The organism is Streptomyces olivaceus (genome assembly GCF_000721235.1).
Lineage (GTDB): Bacteria > Actinomycetota > Actinomycetes > Streptomycetales > Streptomycetaceae > Streptomyces > Streptomyces olivaceus.
The window spans coordinates 255,450-273,786 of the sequence record NZ_JOFH01000015.1; the positions used below are offsets into that span (position 1 = coordinate 255,450).

At 71.4% G+C, this 18,337-nt stretch carries 14 protein-coding genes; 12 read left to right on the forward strand and 2 right to left on the reverse strand.

What is annotated here, in order from left to right:
* The first annotated feature begins 49 nt into the window (after positions 1-49).
* Genes IG94_RS0118790 through IG94_RS0118805 form a run of 4 tightly spaced genes read left to right on the forward strand, consistent with a single transcriptional unit; the run spans position 50 to position 7,160 of the window.
* On the forward strand, positions 50-1,444 hold the full coding sequence (locus IG94_RS0118790; protein WP_224219512.1) for a cation:proton antiporter: 1,395 nt from the start codon (positions 50-52) through the stop codon (positions 1,442-1,444).
* A 14-nt stretch (positions 1,445-1,458) separates the two neighbouring features.
* The gene (locus IG94_RS0118795) at positions 1,459-2,994 is read left to right on the forward strand and encodes a tryptophan halogenase family protein (RefSeq protein ID WP_031037787.1); all 1,536 of its coding nucleotides are present in this window, start codon (positions 1,459-1,461) and stop codon (positions 2,992-2,994) included.
* A 26-nt stretch (positions 2,995-3,020) separates the two neighbouring features.
* Positions 3,021-6,230: an AfsR/SARP family transcriptional regulator gene (locus tag IG94_RS39690; RefSeq protein WP_157852267.1), complete on the forward strand. Its 3,210-nt coding sequence runs from the start codon at positions 3,021-3,023 to the stop codon at positions 6,228-6,230.
* A gap of 45 nt (positions 6,231-6,275) precedes the next feature.
* Positions 6,276-7,160 (forward strand): alpha/beta hydrolase, encoded by an 885-nt coding sequence (locus IG94_RS0118805; RefSeq protein WP_031037791.1) that lies wholly within the window; start codon positions 6,276-6,278, stop codon positions 7,158-7,160.
* A gap of 139 nt (positions 7,161-7,299) precedes the next feature.
* Here the strand turns inward: IG94_RS0118805 and IG94_RS0118810 are convergent, their stop codons facing one another.
* On the reverse strand, positions 7,300-8,847 hold the full coding sequence (locus IG94_RS0118810; RefSeq protein ID WP_043483947.1) for an MFS transporter: 1,548 nt from the start codon (positions 8,845-8,847) through the stop codon (positions 7,300-7,302).
* A 115-nt stretch (positions 8,848-8,962) separates the two neighbouring features.
* Positions 8,963-9,976 (reverse strand): Lrp/AsnC family transcriptional regulator, encoded by a 1,014-nt coding sequence (locus IG94_RS0118815; RefSeq protein WP_052410747.1) that lies wholly within the window; start codon positions 9,974-9,976, stop codon positions 8,963-8,965.
* 158 nt (positions 9,977-10,134) lie between these two features.
* Between IG94_RS0118815 and IG94_RS0118820 the strand changes: the two genes are divergently transcribed.
* From IG94_RS0118820 to IG94_RS0118855, 8 genes are all read left to right on the forward strand, one after another.
* A complete protein-coding gene (locus tag IG94_RS0118820) occupies positions 10,135-11,019 on the forward strand; it encodes an SAM-dependent methyltransferase (protein ID WP_157852269.1) in 885 nt (294 codons plus the stop codon).
* Between the two features lie 126 nt (positions 11,020-11,145).
* The gene (gene aroF / locus IG94_RS0118825) at positions 11,146-12,204 is read left to right on the forward strand and encodes a 3-deoxy-7-phosphoheptulonate synthase (protein ID WP_052410756.1); all 1,059 of its coding nucleotides are present in this window, start codon (positions 11,146-11,148) and stop codon (positions 12,202-12,204) included.
* An 83-nt stretch (positions 12,205-12,287) separates the two neighbouring features.
* Complete coding sequence (locus IG94_RS0118830; protein ID WP_157852271.1) at positions 12,288-12,950, forward strand: DUF6875 domain-containing protein; 663 nt, start codon at positions 12,288-12,290, stop codon at positions 12,948-12,950.
* 52 nt (positions 12,951-13,002) lie between these two features.
* A complete protein-coding gene (locus IG94_RS0118835; RefSeq protein ID WP_031037807.1) occupies positions 13,003-14,028 on the forward strand; it encodes a ketoacyl-ACP synthase III family protein in 1,026 nt (341 codons plus the stop codon).
* Positions 14,025-15,692: a (2,3-dihydroxybenzoyl)adenylate synthase gene (locus IG94_RS0118840; RefSeq protein ID WP_224286329.1), complete on the forward strand. Its 1,668-nt coding sequence runs from the start codon at positions 14,025-14,027 to the stop codon at positions 15,690-15,692. Before IG94_RS0118835 ends, IG94_RS0118840 begins: the two co-directional genes overlap by 4 nt.
* Entirely contained in the window at positions 15,689-15,937 is a 249-nt protein-coding gene (locus tag IG94_RS0118845; RefSeq protein ID WP_031037813.1) for a phosphopantetheine-binding protein, read from the forward strand. The genes IG94_RS0118840 and IG94_RS0118845 overlap by 4 nt, the downstream gene beginning before the upstream one ends.
* Entirely contained in the window at positions 15,934-17,475 is a 1,542-nt protein-coding gene (locus IG94_RS0118850; RefSeq protein ID WP_224326108.1) for an amidohydrolase family protein, read from the forward strand. Before IG94_RS0118845 ends, IG94_RS0118850 begins: the two co-directional genes overlap by 4 nt.
* Positions 17,472-18,320 (forward strand): tryptophan 2,3-dioxygenase, encoded by an 849-nt coding sequence (locus tag IG94_RS0118855; RefSeq protein ID WP_224219518.1) that lies wholly within the window; start codon positions 17,472-17,474, stop codon positions 18,318-18,320. Before IG94_RS0118850 ends, IG94_RS0118855 begins: the two co-directional genes overlap by 4 nt.
* The last annotated feature ends 17 nt before the right edge of the window (positions 18,321-18,337 follow it).

Here is an 18,337-nt window from a genome sequence, read left to right on the forward strand (position 1 = left end):
CCGGGACGCCCGAGACACTTCGCCGGAGACCGGCTCCCGAGGCAGGGCCGTGTTCCTGTACGGCGCCCTCGTGATCCTCCCGGCGGTGGCCGTCGTCCTGCTCCTGGCCGTACGGGGCCACGCCGCCGGCGGGGACCGGACGTCCTCCGCGGCCGCCCCGGGACCGGATGTCTACGGAAGGCTCCTCCTGGCGCTCCCGGTGATCCTGCTCGTCGGCCAGGGCTGCGCAGCCCTGTGCCGGCGGATGTCCCAGCCCGGGGTCGTCGGAGAGATCCTTGCGGGCCTCGTGCTGGGTCCCTCGGTCCTCGGTCTCCTGTGGCCCTTCGCCCGTCACTGGCTGCTGCCCGACGAGCTCATGCCACCGATCAACGTGCTCGCCCAACTGGGGCTGGTCCTCTTCATGTTCCTGGTCGGCCACGAACTCGACCTCCGCCGGGTACGCGGCCGGGGGCACGCGCTGCTGGTCGTCAGCCATGTCGGAGTCGCCGTGCCGATGCTGACGGGAGTCGTCCTGGCCCTCGGGCTGTACGGTCCCTTCGCGCCCGCGCACACGGACTTCACCCCCTTCGCCCTGTTCGTGGCCGTCTCCCTGAGCATCACGGCGTTTCCCGTACTGGCACGGATCGTCGCGGAGCGGCGGCTGGGCTCCTCGACCGCCGGGTCCATGGCTCTGGTCAGCGCCGCGATCGGGGATGTGACGGCCTGGTGCCTGCTGGCGGTCGTGGTGACGACCGCACGGCATTCCTCACTGCTGGGCGTCGGGCGGGTCCTGCTGCTCACCATCGGCTTCTGTGCCCTGCTGTGGCTGGTGGTGCGTCCTGCCGCGACCCGGCTGCTGAGTGGCGGGGAACGGGACGGACGCACCGCCCGCCTGCCGGAGGCGGCGGTGCTGCCCGTCCTGCTCGTCGGGATCCTGCTGAGTGCGCTGGCCACCGACCGTATCGGCGTCCACGCGATCTTCGGCGCCTTCCTTCTCGGCGTCATCACCCCACGCCGGCCCGCGGTCGAGCGGGCGGCAGCCGGCGTGCGCTCGGTCACCGAGACGCTGCTGCTTCCCCTCTTCTTCGTCTACTCGGGGCTCCGGACCGAGATCGGCCTGCTGTCCGGCGGCTGGCGGACGTGGCTGTGGTGTCTGCTCGTGCTGGTGGCCGCCGTGGTCGCGAAGTGGGGCAGCACCACAGCGGCGGCTCGCTCCGTCGGTCTGCCCTGGGAGGACTCGATGCTGCTCGGAGCCCTCATGAACTGCCGCGGACTCACCGAACTGATCGTGCTCAACGTCGGCCTGGACCTCGGCGTCATCTCTCCCACGCTGTTCACCGTGTTCGTCGTGATGGCGGTGGTCTCGACGGTGATGACCTCCCCGGCCGTCTCGGCCGTCCAGCGGTTCGTCCGCTCGCGTGCGACCGGGGACACCTCGTCGCCGAACCTCTCCATGACCCATTGACAGGAAGGAACCTCATGATCCGCAACATCGTCGTCGTCGGTGGCGGCACCGCGGGATGGATGACCGCCACCTACCTGAAAAGGACCTTCGGCGACCGACTGGACATCACCTTGGTCGAGTCGGCACGGGTCGGCACCGTGGGCGTGGGCGAAGCGACCTTCAGTACCATCCGCCACTTCTTCGCCCATCTGGGCCTCCAGGAGCGGGACTGGATGCCGCACTGCGCGGCCTCCTACAAGTCGGCGATCCGCTACGCGGACTGGCGCAAGCCGGGCACCCACTTCTACCACCCGTTCGAGCGGCTGCGTTCGGTGGACGACTTCAGTCTCGACGAGTGGTGGCTGCGCCTGGACGGCGACGTGGAGTCCTTCGACACCGCCACCATGCTGATCCCGGCCCTCTGTGAGAACAACCGCTCACCGCGTTTCATGGACGGATCGCTGTTCGCGAGCCGGCTCACGCACGCCGTCGCCGACATCGGCGAGCAGCGGGCCCAGTTCCCGTACGCCTACCACTTCGACGCCGGCCTGCTCGCGGACTTCCTGCGGGACTACGGCACCGCGCGCGGGGTGCGCCACATCCTCGACGACGTGGTCGAGGTGCGCCAGGACGAGCGGGGCTGGATCTCCGCCGTCACCACTCGCGAACACGGGGACATCGCGGGCCAACTCTTCGTGGACTGCTCCGGCTTCCGCGGAATGCTGGTCAACCAGGTGCTGAACGAGCCGTTCCTCTCCTACGAGGACGTACTGCCGAACAACCGGGCGGTGGCACTGCGGGTCCCGGTCGACGTCGAGGAACAGGACCTGGCGCCGTACACCACGGCCACCGCCGTGGATGCCGGGTGGATCTGGACCATCCCGCTGTACGGCCGGATCGGCACCGGATATGTCTACTCGGACGAGTTCTGCGACCCCGAGGGGGCCGAGCGGACCCTCCGGGCGTTCGCCGCCCCGGACCAGCCCGAGCTGGAGGCGAACCACATCCGGATGCGGGTCGGCCGCAATCGGAACTCCTGGGTCAAGAACTGCGTCGCCGTCGGCCTGTCCAGCGGCTTCGTGGAACCGCTCGAGTCCACGGGCATCTTCTTCATCCAGCAGGCCGTCGAGCAGTTGGTGCGGCACTTCCCGGACGACCGGTGGGATCCCGGACTGGCCAAGGCCTTCAACGCCCGCATGGCCGAAGTACTCGACGGCGTCAAGGAGTTCCTGGTGCTGCACTACAGGTGCGCCGCACGCGACGACACCCCGTACTGGAAGGCGGCCAAGTCACGGCCGCTCCCCGACGGCATGGCCGAACGAATCGAGGCCTGGCGGACCCTGATGCCGGAGGACACCAGCATCTACCAGCCCTTCCACGGATTCGAGGGCTACAACTGGAAGATCATGCTCATCGGCCTGGGCGCCCAGCCTCCCGCCGCGCGTCCCGCCCTCGCCGGTCTCGATCCCGCCCCGGCCCGGGCGGAACTCGCCCATGTGCGGGCGGAGGCCGCCCGCCTGGTCGACGAACTGCCCAGCGTCCACGAGTACCTCCGGCACCTGCACTCCTGACGGTCGGCGGACGGGGGGTGAACAGCATGCGTGCCGCGGAACGCGAGACGACGCTCTGCCGATTCGGTCTGCTGGGTCCACTGGAGATCCGGATCGGTGACCGCCAGGTCCATCTCCGGGCGCCGAAGCAGCGCACCCTGCTTGCCGCCCTGCTCGTGTCCGCCGGTCGCACGGTCACGACCGGGGAACTGGTGGACCACCTGTGGGACGGGGAGCTCCCCTCGAACGGCCGCGGTGCGCTCCACGTTCACATGACCCGGCTGCGCAAGTCGCTGGGGGCGCCGGAAGCGGACGAACTGATCCGGACGGTGCCGGAGGGATACCGCGCGGTCCTCCCCCCGGGCTCGTCGGACCTGCAGCGATTCGATCAGGCTCTCCAGGAGGCCGTGCTCGCCCGCAGACGGGCCGACCTGCCGGCCGAGGCGGAGCTCCTGGCGGCCGCCCGGTCGCTGTGGCGCGGTCCCGCTCTGGTGGACGTGCCCTCCGAGGTCCTGTGCCGGGACGCCGTACCGGCGCTGAGGGAACGCTTCCTGCAGGCGTCGGAACGGTATTTCGAGGTGTCGCTGCTGCTCGGACGGCACGCACGTATCCTGCCGGAGCTTCGGGAAACGGCTCTGAGGAACACCTACCGTGAGCGGTTCTGGTGTCAGTTGATGCTGGCCCTCTACCGCTGCGACCGCCAGGCGGAGGCCCTGGCCGCCTACCGGGAGGCGCAGGGAAGGCTCAACGACGAGTTGGGCATCGGTCCCGGGGACAGCCTGGTTCGTACGCACCAGGCTGTGCTGACGGGTTCGGCCGCCCTGTTCGACGTGGCGGCCGGGGCCCCGGCCGCCGCACCGGGATCTCACGAGAGCGGGGGCGGCGCCTGGCACGTCCTCTGCCAGTTGCCGCCCGACCAGGCCCTCGTCGGACGCGACCGGTTGTGCGATCAGGTGGCTGCCGCGGCGGCGCCCGCCGGGACCCTCCCGGCGCCGCCCGTGGTGGTGCTCTGCGGTGGACCGGGTACCGGGAAGACCGCACTCGCGGTGCGGACCGGCCACCGGCTCCGGCACCTGTTCCCCGAGGGCCAGTGGTACGTGCGGCTGCGCGAGGCGGACGGCCGGGCCCGTGAACCCGGCGCCGTCCTCGCGCAGTTGCTCACCGCGAGCGGCGCCGACGCGGTTCCCGGGACACTGGAGGAGAAAGCGTCCGCGCTGCGGACACGGCTCGCGGACCGCAGGGTCCTGATGATCCTGGACGACGCCGCCGACGCCGAGCAGGTGACGCCGTTGCTGCCCGGAACGTCCGGGTGCTCCGTCCTGATCACGTCCTACGCCAGTCTTCCGGCGCTCGGGACCGAGTGCGGCACACGGTCCTTCGCCCTGGACGCCCTGTCGCCCGCGGCTGCCCTGACGATGCTCGAAACGGTGCTGGGCGGGGCCCGGGTGGCCGCCGAACCCGAGGCGGCGCGTCAGCTCGCCGCGCTGTGCGGAAGGCGGCCACTGGCGCTGCGGATCGCGGCGACCCGGCTGGCCGACCGGCCCGACCGCCCGCTGAGCGCGTCGGTGGCCGACCTCACCGGCCCCGACCGGCTGTCCCGGCTTGCCGTGGGCGCCGGGCGCCGGACCGCGGTCCGTGCCGCGTTCGAGGTTCCGTACCAGGAACTGGGGCCCGCAGCCGCGGCGCTGTTCCGCCTGCTTCCGCTGATCCCGGGCCCGGACTTCAGCCCCTCGACGGCGCGGGCCCTGGCCGGCCTCGCCCCGGAGGACTCCGACCGCCATCTGGACCGACTGACCGCGTTGCACCTGCTGAGCCGTTCTCGCCGCGGGCGTCTGTCCCTGCCGGTCCTGCTGCGGCTCTACGCGGCGGAGCGCTCCCGTATCGAGGACAGCGCCCAGGAGCGCGCGGCGGCGTACGAGCGGCTGCGCGGCTGGTGCTGGGCCACGGCCACCAGCGCGGCCGCCGCCCGCTGCCCCGATCCGGTCCGCCTGGGCCAGGAACCCGACGAGCGAGGAGAGGTGTCGCCCGCGGTCTTCGAGAACGCGGCGGCGGCCACCGACTGGCTGGATGCGGAACGCCCGACCCTGCTGGCGATGGCCGAGGCGGCGGCGGTGCGAGGGCCGCACGCGGCGGCGTGGCAACTGGCGGACGTGCTGCGCGACTACCTGTGGTACCGGCGGCACCACGAGGATGCCCTGCGCTTCGCCCTGGCCGGACACGCGGCCGCGCTGCGTGCGGGCGACCGGCGCGCCGTCGCGGTGATGCGAACCGGACTCGGCCTCGCCGAGGTGGGACGCGGCCGGGCGGGCCGGGGGCGGCTGCAGCTCCAACGCGCGCTGACCGGGCTGCGGGAGGCGAGGGACACGCGTTACCGCATCATGGGCCTGCACGGCCTCGGCCTCGCCGCGCGCCTGGAGAACCGGACGACCGAGTCCGTGCACTTCTTCCACCGGGCACTGCACCTGGCCGTCGACACGGAGGCGCAGTACGTCGTCGGCCCGGTGCGGCGCAGCCTCGCGTCGGCGCTGCACGACCTCGGCTCATTCGACGCGGCCAAGACGCAGCTGTGCCTTGCGCTGCGGGACGACCAGAGGCTGGGGATCACGCACACCCGGGCCGAGATCCTCGGGCAACAGGGGCTGATAGCCGCCGACCTGGGGAACCGCGCTGCCGCCCGCACGCTCTTCACCAGGGCCGTGGTCGCGGCGGAGGAGGAGCCGAGCGGTCTGCGGGACCGATTGACGGCGCTGGTCGGCCTGGCACGGCTGGACGTCGCCCTCGCGAATCCCGCGCGCGCCGTCTCCCGTCTTGAGCAGCCCCTGGCGGCCGCGGACGCGACGTTGCGTATGCACGCGCTGAACGCCCTGGGCGAGGCGAGGCTCAGCGAGGGCGAGCCGGTGGCTGCGGTCGGGCACCACACCCGGGCCCTGCGCATGGCTCATGCCCTGGGCCAGGCGCGGGGCGCGTGTGAGGCCCGCACGGGGCTTGCCCTGGCCCATGCGGCGGTCGGTGACGGACGGCAAGCGGTCCGTCAGGCACTGGCCGCGGTGCGCGCCTGCGAGCAGGCGGGCCTGGCGGTGGCTCGGGCGCGTGCGCTGCACGCCGCCGCGGTGGCGACGCGCGCCGACGGCCGTCACCACGACGCCTCGGACTACGCGCGCTCCGCGCTCGAACTGAGCCGCGCTCTGGGGCTCGGTCCGCTGGAGACCGCCCCCACTCCGGGCAGCGGCGCCGGCCCGGGAAACCGCGCCGCGTGAACCGCTGCGGTTCCCTTTGGCCGGAGAGAGAAGGAGCAAGGACGCATGCCGGTACCTGTGTACGGAACCTTCAGCCAGGAGGCGTTGGACCGCGAGTACTCACCGAGTTCGCTCTCCCCCGGTTTCCGCGACGTGCTGCGCCGGCAGGCGCGGTACAGCGCGCGGATCCGGTCGGTCCTCCCCTGCGAGACCGATGTCGCCTACGGGCCGGACCCCTGCGAGCAGCTGGACTTCTTTCCCGCACCGGGCGCCGCGGGCGGCTCCCGGGGACGGGTGCCGGTGCACGTCTTCGTGCACGGCGGCCACTGGCAGGAGTCGAGCAAGGAGGAGTCCGCCTACGCCGCGCTCGCCGTCACCCGAGCCGGTGCGTCGTTCATCGCGGTGGGTTACGGGCTGGCACCCGTCTTCTCCATGGAGCAGATGGTGGCGCAGGTCGCCCGGGCGCTGTGCTGGGTCCGCGAGCACGCCCGGGAACTGGGATCCCGGCCGGACGCCGTGTACGCCAGCGGCAGTTCGGCGGGCGCGCACCTGATCGCGGCGGCCCTCTCGTCGGCCCCCGCGGTCTCCGGGGTGCAGCGGCCGGAGGTGGCCGGGGTCTGCCTGATGAGCGGCGTGTACGACTTGCGGCCGGTACGGCTGAGTTACGTCAACCGGGCGGTCGGCCTCGACGACGCCGCCGTCCTGGCCCACAGCCCGGTGGAGCACCTCCCCCTGCGCACCCCCCTGGTGATCCTGGCCCGCGGTGACCGGGAGACCGGCGAGTACGCCCGTCAGCACCAGGAGTTCGCCGATGCGCTGAACCGGTGCGGGCGGGGCCGGGTGCGGGACCTGGTGGTGGCCGGCCGGGACCACTTCGCGCTGCCGGGCGACCTGTGCGTTCCCGGTACCGCGCTGGGAGCGGCGGTGCTCGGTCAGATGGGTCTGGGCTGAGCGCCCGGCGTGCTGTCGCGGAAGCGGTGCGGCGGGCCCGGACGGGCCCGCCGCACCTTTCGCACACGCTCCGGTCACCGGTGGGTACGGGGGTTGACCCTCCCGGTGCCCGGACCGTGCGCCGTGTCCCGGCCTCGGGTCAGGGCGACGCCTGGGCCGGGAGTCCGTGCTCCGGGGCGCCCTCCCCGGTCGGGTCCGCCTCGGCCCCGGTGTCGCGGGCACCGCCCCGGACTGTCACGAAGACCAGCAGGGCTGCGAACGCGGCGACCGCCGCGGCCACCACGAGGGTGGTGTTCAGCGCCGAGGCGAAAGCGCTGCGGACCAGATGGCCGACGGCGTCGCGCTCGCCGGGCGGCGAGGAGGAGATGACCGCCTGGGCCTGGCCGCCGCTCAGGGCGGCGGCTCCCTGTTCGGGGTCCGGCACACGGCCGTCGCCCCGCAGTACGTGCTCGACGCGTGCCTGGAAGATGGCGCCGAACACGGCGATCCCGAGGGCGAAGCCGAGTTGCCGGAAGGTGTTGACCGCGCCGCCCGCCATGCCGCCGCGTTCCGCGGGCACCGAGGCCAGCGCGGCCTCCGACAGACTGGGGGTGGCGGCGCCGACGCCCAGTCCGGACACGACGAGTCCCACCATGACCGTGTTGCCCGTGGAGTCCGCGTCGAGTACGGCCTGCAACGCGGCGCCCGCCGCGATGAGCAGCAGCCCGATACCGACAGCGAGCCGGGGCGGCCACGGACCCAGGCGTCCGGCGAGCGCGGACGCCACGAACGCCGCACCGCACATGGGAAGAATGTAGAGCCCCGCCTTCACCGGCCCGTAGCCGAGCACCGACTGCAGCCACAGCGAGGTGAACAGCAGATACGCGAACGCCGCCGCCTGGAGGAAGAGCGCGGCGGTCATGATGCCGGTGAACGACGCCCTGCGGAAGAGGGACAGGTCGAGGATGGGGTGGTCGTGACGCGATTCGGCAACGAGGAAGACGATCAGTGCGAGCGCGGCGAAGCCGAACAGGGCCAGGGTGAACGGAGCCGTCCACCTGTCGGTGTGGGCACGGATCAGCCCATAGGTCAGCGCTCCGGCGGCCACCGTGAACGAGACGCTGCCCATCCAGTCGACCCGCTCTCGCGCCGGGAGCCGGACCTCGTGCAGCACGCGCACGCTCATCACCACGGCGAGCACGCTGAGCGGAAGGTTGACGAAGAAGATCCACCGCCAGTCGAGATACTCGGTGAGTACCCCGCCGACCACCGGACCGGCCGCCGCGGCCACGGCGTTGGTGGCTCCCCAGACCGCGAACGCGATGTTGCGGTCCTTGCGCTCGTAGTGCATGCCGAGGAGCGCGATCGTCGTGCCGAACATGCCGGCCGCGCCGATTCCCTGCACCGCCCTGGCCGCGATCAGTACACCGGCGTCGGGGGCGACGGCGCAGACCAGCGAGGCCAGCGCGAAGATCACCAGCCCGACGACGTACACCGCCTTGCGTCCGGTCCGGTCGGCGGACGAGCCGACGCCGAGCAGCAACGCCGCCAGTGCCAGGGCGTAGATGTCCACCACCCACTCCAGGTCGGAGAGCGTGGTGCCGAGGTCTGTTGCCATGTCGGGCAACGCGACCGTCACGATCGTGACGTCGACCAGGAGCATGAAGGTGCCCAGGCAGATCGCCACCAGTGGCCACCACTTGCGCATACGGGATCTTCCTTTCCCCGCTGGTGGGGCCACCATGAGCCCCCTGACTCCCTCCACCTTGGCGAGCGGGCCGACGATGACGTACACACGGACTCCGAAGTGAGCGGAATCGACATCAGCGGCCCGTGAGAGACGGATTCCCATGTCTGGTGCTCGGCAGGAGGCGTCCCGCCCGCTTGACGGCGCTGATCACGGGCGCCGTCTCCACCCGGCTCACCGCCTCCAGCGCGCCGATACGCGTGGTCAGGTAGTCGTAGAAGGAGTCGATGTCCCGACACACCACGATGGCGACCAGGTTCGTGGGGCCGGTCGTGGCCGCCGCGAAGACCACCTCCGGATGGCCGGCGAGCCCCGCGGCGACGTTCACCAGCTCCGTGGGCGGGACCGCGAGCCAGAGCATGACCTGCGCCTCGTACCCGAGGAGCACCGAGTCGATCTCCACGTCGAAGAAGAGCGCCCTGGTGTCCCTCAGGTACTCCAGACGGCGTTTGACCGTGGACTCCGACCAGCCGGTGAACGCCGCCAACTCCGGGTACCCGGCCCGGCCGTCGGCGGCCAGGGCGGCGAACAGGCCGGCGTCGCCGTCCCGCATCTCCACGTGCTCCCGCCTCGGTGGCGGGGGCGGAAGGCGGGGGCTCAGCAGCTTCGCCTGCCGCGCGGTCAGCGCCTGGGCCTTGCCGTGCCAGCCCGTGGGTCCGCCGGAATAGGTGTGCAGGATGTAGTGGGCGGTCACCGCCACCACTCGGGGTGTCCGGGGCAGTTTCTGCAGCAGCAGGGATTCGCCGTCGGCACGGTGCGGGGCGCGCGTCACGCAGACGATCTCGGTGCCCCCCGCGGTGAGACTCACCCACGAGGTGTCGTCGCGCTTGGCCAGGGCGGTGGCCACACTGCTCGACGCGTCCGGGGTGCACTGCACCCGTACGAGCCACTCGATGTGCCCGAAGCGGCCCGCGTCGGGCAGTCCCAGGACCCGCATCGCACCCGAGTCGCGCAGCTTGCGGTAGCGCCGCGCCACGGTCTGGTCGGAGACGTCGAGCACCTCGGCGACATGACTGAACGGAGCCCGTCCGTCGATCTGCAGAGCGTGCACCAGCTGCCGGTCCAAGGGATCCAGCGTGTGGGAATTCATCTTCCACAAGCTAGTTGGTGTCGCTATCCGGCGATAGTGGCCACTCAACTGGCGTCACTCGACACCCGCACCACATATTACGCAGAGTGCCCACACAGTGCACCGAAAGCGACGGGCGGGGCGGTGGCCGCCCGAGAGCACCGGAGGAAGGAGCTTGCGTGAGCCAGGATCCGAGTGGGAACGACCGGAGGGCGGACGTGCCCGGCCTGCCTGCCGGCGTCGGCCTGACGGCACTGAGCATGGCGTTCGAGCGTTGCGCCGAGAGCCGTCGTCCCGACCGCCTCTTCGAGGACCGGTTCGCGGTGGTCCTCACCGAGCACGTGAAAGGAACACTGCGCATGATGGGCACGCCGGGGGGCGGGGTCGCGGGTGACACCTGGGCCTTCCTGCGCGAGTTCGTCGCCCTGCGCACGCGCTTCTTCGACGACACCATGCTGACAGCCTCCTTGGACTGTCCCCAGGTGGTGCTGCTCGGCGCGGGCATGGACTCCCGGGCCTACCGTCTGGCATGGCCCGCGGGCCGCGAGGTGTACGAGGTGGACCGTGGGGACGTCCTGCGGTTCAAGGACGGGATCGCCGCACGGATGGGCGACGAACCCCGGTGCGGGCACACCCAGGTCGAGGCCGACATCCGGGGCGACTGGCCGGGGGCGCTGCGTGCCGCCGGTTTCGACCCGTGGCGGCCGACCGTCTGGAGTGCCGAGGGGCTGCTCCCCTACCTCAGCGCCGCCGAGAACAATCATCTGCTGAGCCGGATCACCGCCATGTCGGCCAACGGGAGCCGGCTGGTCGCGGACCACTTCGACAGGGCGCTGGAACTCTCGGCCGAATTCACGGAGATGGCCGAGGTGCTGTGCGCCGCCGGCGCCTCGTGGCGGTCCACGCTGGACGATCCCGAGAGCTGGCTCGGCCGGCACGGCTGGACCTGCCGGACCACCGACCCCGCCGCTCTGGGCCGCCTCGCCGGCCGGGAACTGTCGCCGCTGTTCCATCCCGACAGCACCGGCGGTGGCCACATGTGGCTCGTCAGCGCCGGCCGCTGAGGCGCACCGGAAGCCGAAATCACGGCGAAAGGGGTTTGTAAGGCGTCGCTGCCAGCGTGCACGGCGGCTAGGCCCGAGGGGCCGCCACCGTCTGCTCACCACGATGCCCGGTAAGGACGAATGCGCATGATCGTGGCAATGGACCGGTTCTGTGGACCGGATGAGATCGAGCACGTCGAGCAGGTCATGGCAGGGACGGACGTCCAGGCCGTGCGCACCGTCCTGGAAGGGCGGACCCATCTGATCACCGCGGAGAGGGACCGGCGGGCGCTGGCCTCACGCCTGCGTCTGCTGCCCGGTGTCACCTCCGTCGTCGAGCCGCCCGGTAACCTGCGGCTCAGCAGCCGCGCCCACCGCGCTCAGGACACCGTGGTCAAGGTGTCCGACGTGTCCTTCGGTGGCGACCCGTTCGTCGTTGTCGCCGGGCCGTGCGCGGTGGAGAGCCGCGATCAACTGGCCGCCACGGCCCGGTCCGTGGCACTGGGCGGGGCGGCGGTGCTGCGGGGCGGCTCCTACAAGCCCCGTACCTCGCCGTACAGCTTCCAGGGGCTCGGCAGCGAGGGGCTGGGCCTGCTGGCCGAACAGCGGGCCGCGACCGGGCTGCCCGTGGTGACCGAAGTCGTCGACCCCGCCGACCTCACGCACGTGGCCGAGGTCGCGGACATGGTGCAGATCGGCACACGGAACGCCCAGAACTACACACTGCTGCGGGAGGCGGGCCGAGCGGGGAAACCGGTGCTGCTCAAGCGGGGCATGGCCTCCACTGTCGAGGAGTGGCTGCTGGCCGCCGAGTACGTGCTCGCGGAGGGCAACCCGGACGTCGTGCTGTGCGAACGCGGCATCCGCTCCTTCGAGCCCTCGACCCGCTTCACCCTGGACCTCAGCGCCGTGGTGGTGGCCAAGCGGCTGAGCCACCTGCCGGTTCTCGTCGACCCGAGTCACGCGGCCGGGCAGGCCGAGCTGGTGCGCCCGCTGGCCCTCGCGGCGGCCGCGGTCGGGGCCGACGGGGTCATGGTCGATGTCCATCCGGAGCCCTCCACCGCACTGTGCGACGCCGGCCAGGCACTCACACCGGCCGGTTTCGACGAGCTGGTCACCGCACTCGACTCGCTGCTGGCGGGCATGCGGCGCCCGCTCGCCGGCTCCCTCCGGCCGAGGGGCGCCCTGGTGGCCGATCGGCTGTGAGCGGCGGCGATTCGCGGTTCCTGTCTCAACGACGAATTACGCAATCGGGCCGTGCGTCGATTGCCGTGAACCCTGGGGATGCAGTGAGTAAAAGCAAATTTTCTCCGCTGGACGCCGACCTGGAAAAGCTTGTCTCGGACTGGCTGGACAACTACGTCAACGCCCCTCACCCCGATCTGGGCCGGGACGGTCCGATCTGCCCGTTCATCGAACCGGCGTTGCGCGCCGATTCACTCTTCACCGTCTCCCGTGACTGGGAAGGCGCGTACACGCTGGAAGCGATGGTCACGGCCATCGAGGAGGCGCAGGACCACTTCCGGTCGATCGACTGGCCGTCCCGGAACACCACGCTGCACGGACTCGTCGTGGTCTTCCGCAACCTACCCCGGGCCGGGTGGTGGCTGATCGACGAGGGACACCGGGCGGCCAAGGACGCCGCCGTGGCCCGCGGTCTCATGCTCGGGCAGTTCCATCCGGAATGCGAGGCGCCGGCCGCCCGCAATCCCCTGTTCCCGGTGAACCGCAGTCCGTATCCGATGATCGCCATACGCAATATGGCTTTCCACGACATCCTCTTCCTGCACGACAATCCCGATTGGTTCGAGCAGTACCGGAAACGCTACGACCGCTATTACTCCGCCACCGCCAGAATCGACCCCCGGTTCACGGCTCTCTTCGAAGAAGCCGTCGCGGCGAGCCGGGCCGGGCAAGCGGCTCACCAGGAAACGGCCGAGCACCACGGCTGACACCGCAAGTCCCCCCCGGCACCAAGCCCGGAGAACGAGGAGAGGAAACGGTATGCGAGTGGAGAACATCTTCCTGGCGGGCATCGGCACCCATGTGCCGGACCGCGTCACCGCCGAGGAGGCCGTGCGCCGCGGCTGGTACGACGCCGCCGACCGGGACGAAGCACGCCTGATATCGGTGGCCGTGGCCGACGACACCCCCGCTCCGGACATGGCCGTGTACGCGGCGCGGGAAGCGTTGAAGCGGTCGGAGCACGACGCCGAGGACATCGACGCCCTGTATCACAGCGCCGTCCACTATCAGGGACCGGACGTCTGGTCCGCACCCCACTACGTGTTGCGCAACACCGTCGACCGCCCGGTCTCCGCGATCGAGGTCCGGCACGGCTGCCTCGGCATGGTGGCGTCGATGGAGCTCGGGGCCGCCGCACTGACCGCGGTTCCGGAACGCACCGCGGTGCTGCTGACCACGGGGGACAACTTCAACACCCCGGTGGTCGACCGCTGGAGAGCGTCCAAGCTGTTCGTCCTCGCCGACGGGGGCGCCGCCGCCGTCCTCTCCACACGCGGAGGCTTCGCCAGGCTCCTCGCCGTGGGCGGCATGTCCAACCCCGGGATGGAGGAACTGCACCGCGGCGGAGAGGCCTTGTTCCCCCCGGGCATCACGGTCGGCCGGCCACTCGACCTGGAGGCCCGTCGCGAGTTCTGGCGGCAGCAGTGGGCCAAGGGCATCGTCCCGCCCATGGGCGACCTCGGCGAGCTGGTCGCCTCGGCCGTGGACAAGACCCTGCGCGAGGCCGGTCTGACGATGGCGGACATCACCAAGGTGGCGAACGTCGGCCTCAACTGGGAGGTGTTCAGGGACGCCTTCCTCGATCCGCTGGGTATCGACGAGACCCGCGGCACCTGGGAGTTCAACCGCAGGATGGGCCATGCCGGCCCCGTCGACCACATCGCCGGGCTGGAACACCTGTGGACCACCGGCCAGGTGGGCCCCGGAGACCACGTGCTGATGCTCGGCGCCACCCCCGGCTTCGAGGCCGCGTGCGCCGTGCTGGAGATTGTGGCAGCCCCGTGAGCGGCCACTCCAGCGGGACGGTGCTCGCCGGCTGCACCGGCTGGCCGGACGAGACGGCGGAGACGTACCGGGCGTCGGGATACTGGCGGGGAGAAAGCCTCACCTCCCTGCTGCGGAGCTGGGCGCGGGCGTACGGGGAGCGGACCTCGCTGGTGCACGGCGAACGGCGCATCTCGTACGCGGAATTGGACGCTCTCGTCGACCGCAGCGCGGCGGGCTTCCGCGCCCACGGCATCACCCCGGGCGACCGCGTGGTACTCCAACTCCCCAACGTTCCCGAGTTCGTGGTCGTGTACTTCGCCCTGCTGCGTGCCGGGGCCCACCCCGTCTTCGCCCTGGCTGCGCACCGCGCCAACGAGATCCGGCACCTGTGCCAGGTCTCCGGTGCCGTCGGCCACGTGATACCGAAGAGGCATCTGGGCTTCGACTTCGAGGCGATGGCCGAACAGGTGCAGACCGACACCCCGGGGCTGCGCAGCGTCTTCGTCCTCACCTCGGACGAGGAGGTGGCCGACGGCTTCGTACCGCTGTCCGAGGTGGACGCCGACCCCGTCGACCTGCCGGAACCGGACGCCTCGGACGTGGCCTTCTTCCTGCTCAGCGGGGGTACGACGGCGATGCCCAAGCTGATACCGCGCACCCACGACGACTACGCGTACCAGATCCGTGCCTCGGCGCGGGTGTGCCGGCTGAGCGCCGAGGACGTGTACCTCGCGGTGCTGCCGATCGAGTTCAACTTCCCCTGGGGCTGCCCCGGTGTGCTGGGCACACTCGACGTCGGCGGCACCGTGGTCCTCGCCGGGGAGGCGGTGGCCGAGGACTGCTTCGCCCTCGTCGAACGAGAGGGGGTGACCTTCACGTCCCTCGTCCCGACCCTCGCCCGGCTGTGGGTCGACGAGGCGCGGTGGACTCGGCGCGACCTGTCCAGCCTGCGCCTGGTCCAGGTCGGAGGAGCCCGGCTGACGCCTCAACTGGCCGCCCGTGTCCAACCCGCCCTCGGATGTCGGCTGCAGCAGGTCTTCGGCATGGCCGAGGGGCTGCTCTGCTTCACCCGGGACACGGACGACGACGACACCGTCGTCACCACACAGGGCAGTCCGATGTCCCCCGGGGACGAGATACGGGTGGTGGACGACGCGGACCAGGAGGTGCCGGCCGGCCGGCCGGGACACCTGCTGGTGCGGGGTCCGTACACCTTGCGGGGCTACTTCCGCGCTCCGGAGCACAACGCCCACGCCTTCACCGACGACGGTTACTACCGCACCGGAGACATCGTCCGGCACACGGCGGAGGGCAATCTCGTCGTGGAGGGCCGTGCCAAGGACGTGATCATCCGGGGCGGCGACAAGATCTCGGCCGCGGAGATCGAGGAGTTGCTGCTCGACCACCTCGACGTGGTCCAGGCCGCGGTCGTCGGACTGCCCGACGAGCTTCTGGGCGAACGCACCTGTGCCGTGCTGGTGGCGGCGGCGGCCGGCAACCGGCCGGATCTGCCGCAGGTCAAACGGGCCCTGCACGCCCGGGGCGTGGCCGAGTACAAGCTGCCCGACCGCGTGGCGTACGTCGACGCGCTGCCTCTCACTCCGCTCGGCAAGGTCGACAAGAAGGCACTGGCGGCCCGGGTGGCCGTCACGGCGAGCTCTGGGAAGGGGCTTTGCACATGAGTACTCCGACGCTCACCCGGCAGGACGTGGCCGAGGAGGTGGCGCGGCTTCTGGGCCGCGTTCCCGAGGATCTGCCGGAGGACGAGAACCTCGTCCTGATGGGTCTGGGCTCCCTGGAGGTGATGCAACTCGTCAACCAGTGGCGCCGGCGCGGCATCGAGGTGGACTTCGGCGCGCTGGTCGCCAGCCCCACGCTCGGCGGCTGGTGGGCCCAGCTCGTGCCCGAGAGCGAGGGGCCGAGGTGATCGACGCAGAAGCCGTACACCTGCCCGCGCGTCCGGCCGCGCTGCTCGTCCGCGGCGGCACCGTCTGCACCGCCGATCCGGTGGCGCCGGTCCACTCGCCCGGTTCGGTTCTGGTCGTCGGTGACCGCGTCCGGCAGGTCGGAGGCGTCGAGGAGGTCGACCGTGCCGTCGCGGCTCTTCCGCCGGAGGTCCGCGAGGGCACGCGCACGGTCGACGCACGGTCGATGATGGTCCTGCCAGGGTTCGTCAACGCGCACTGGCACGAGATGTTCGCCATGCGGCTGCCGTTCAAAGGAGCCCTGCGCGACCCCGACGACCGGGGTGACGAGGCGGGTTTCATGGCCTGCGGCGGCGACATACCGCGCATCTCGACGACCTTCGACTCCTTTCACGGGCTGATGCGTGCCCTGACCCCGGGCGAGGCCCGGGCCATCGCCCGGTACTCGCTGTGGACGCAGCTGCGGTGCGGCACGACCACGATCGGCGATGTCGGGTCCTTCAACCTCCCGGAGGCTCTCGCCGATGCCGTCCGCGGGCTGGGAATGCGCGGGATGCTCAGCACCTGGGCGAGTGACGCCGTGTGCGCGCCCGGCGAGAGCGGCCGGCGCCGCACCCGGAACGCCGCCGGTCTGCTGGCCGACATCGAGGACCTGCTGACGAGGTACTCCGGCGACTCCGGCGGACGGCTGCGCGCCTGGCCGACGGCCGTGTACCCGAGCAACATGACCGACTCGCTCGGCGCGGGACTCGCGGAGCTGGCGGTCCGCCACGACACGGCCTTCGCCACCCACGTTGGCTCCCTGCGCAACGAGGCCGAGTCCACGCGTGCCTACTACGGGACCTCGCCGCTGCGCCGGCTCGGCGACCTCGGGCTGCTCTCCGACCGGCTCGTGGCCGTGCACTGCGGTTACGCGGACGACGAGGAACGCAAGCTGCTGCTGGAGAACCGGGTCCACGTCAGCCACTCACCCGCCAAGTACGGCAGCACCGGCGAGTCGACGCTGACCGGGACAGGGCTCATCACCGGGCTGATCCGGGAGGGGCTGGACGTGTCCGTCTCCACGGACGGCTCGGTCTACCCCGTGGGCGGCATGGCGGAGTCCATGCGGGCGGCATGGCAGACGCACAACGAGATGGCCGGGGACAACACGCTGGTCCTGCCCAGTGACGCGCTCGCCATGGCCACCCTGGTCCCGGCGCGCGGCCTGCGCTGGGACTCACAGATCGGCAGCCTGCGCGAGGGCAAGCAGGCCGACCTGCTGCTGATCCCGGCGGACGACTGGCGGTACCTGCTCAATCCGCGGCCGCTGGAGGCCTTCCTGCACCTGGGCGGGTCCTGCGACATCGACACGGTGGTGGTGGCCGGTCGGACTCTGGTGGAGCACGGCCGTCCCACCTTCTTCGACGAGACGGAACTGCGCGACGACTATCTCCGCGCCCTGCGCTCCTTCTCAGGTCGTGCGCTGGGCGTCGGGGACGCCGTACTGGACGGCGTACTCGGCCCTCACGCCGCATCCCCCGCCGGAGGCGCCTCGTGACCGCATCCCCTGCCGACGGCGCGGGCGGCTGCCCGGTGGCACGGCCGGACCGGGACGGCGCCGCTCCCGCCTACGTCTCCTACGCCCGGATGGACGCCCTGCACGAACTGGCGGCGCCCAGGACCGAGTCGCCCCGCGAGCTGACCTTCATCCTCATCAGCCATGTCAAAGAGCTGCTCTTCCGCGTGGTCCACACGGAGATCGACCAGGCGCGCGAGCAACTGCGGTCGCAGCGTCTGCAGGACGCGTGCGCGAGCATGGACCGTGCGGTGCGCGCACAGCGCGTGCTGCTCGCGTCCTGGGACGTGATGACCGCGATGACGCCGGACGAGTTCCTCACCTTCCGGGACGTCCTCGGCACCGCTTCGGGCACCCAGTCGTTCATGTACCGCGCTCTGGAGTTCTCGCTCGGGAACAAGGACCCGCGCTCGGTCCGCGACTGCCTCTCCCACCTGGACCGGTATCCGGTCCTGCGCGCGGAGCTCGACGCACCGAGCCTCTACGACGAGGCGCTGCGGTACCTGGGCGGCAACGGGCTCCCCGTGCCGGCCCACGTCCTGGAGCGGGACGTCACCCGGCAGTACGAGGCCGATTCGGGGGTCGAGGAGGTCTGGCTGTCCGTCTACCGGGCCCCCGGCCGCCACCCGCGGGAACACCGCCTGGCCGAGGCGCTGACCGAGCTGTCCTACCAGTTCTCCCTGTGGCGGGCCAATCACCTCCTGGTGGTGGAACGCATGCTCGGCAGCAAGCCGGGAACGGGCGGCACCTCCGGGCTCGGCTGGCTGCGGAGCATCAACGAGCACCGGTTCTTCCCGGAGCTGTGGGCCGCCCGCACCCGCCTGTAGAGCGCTGACGTCCATCG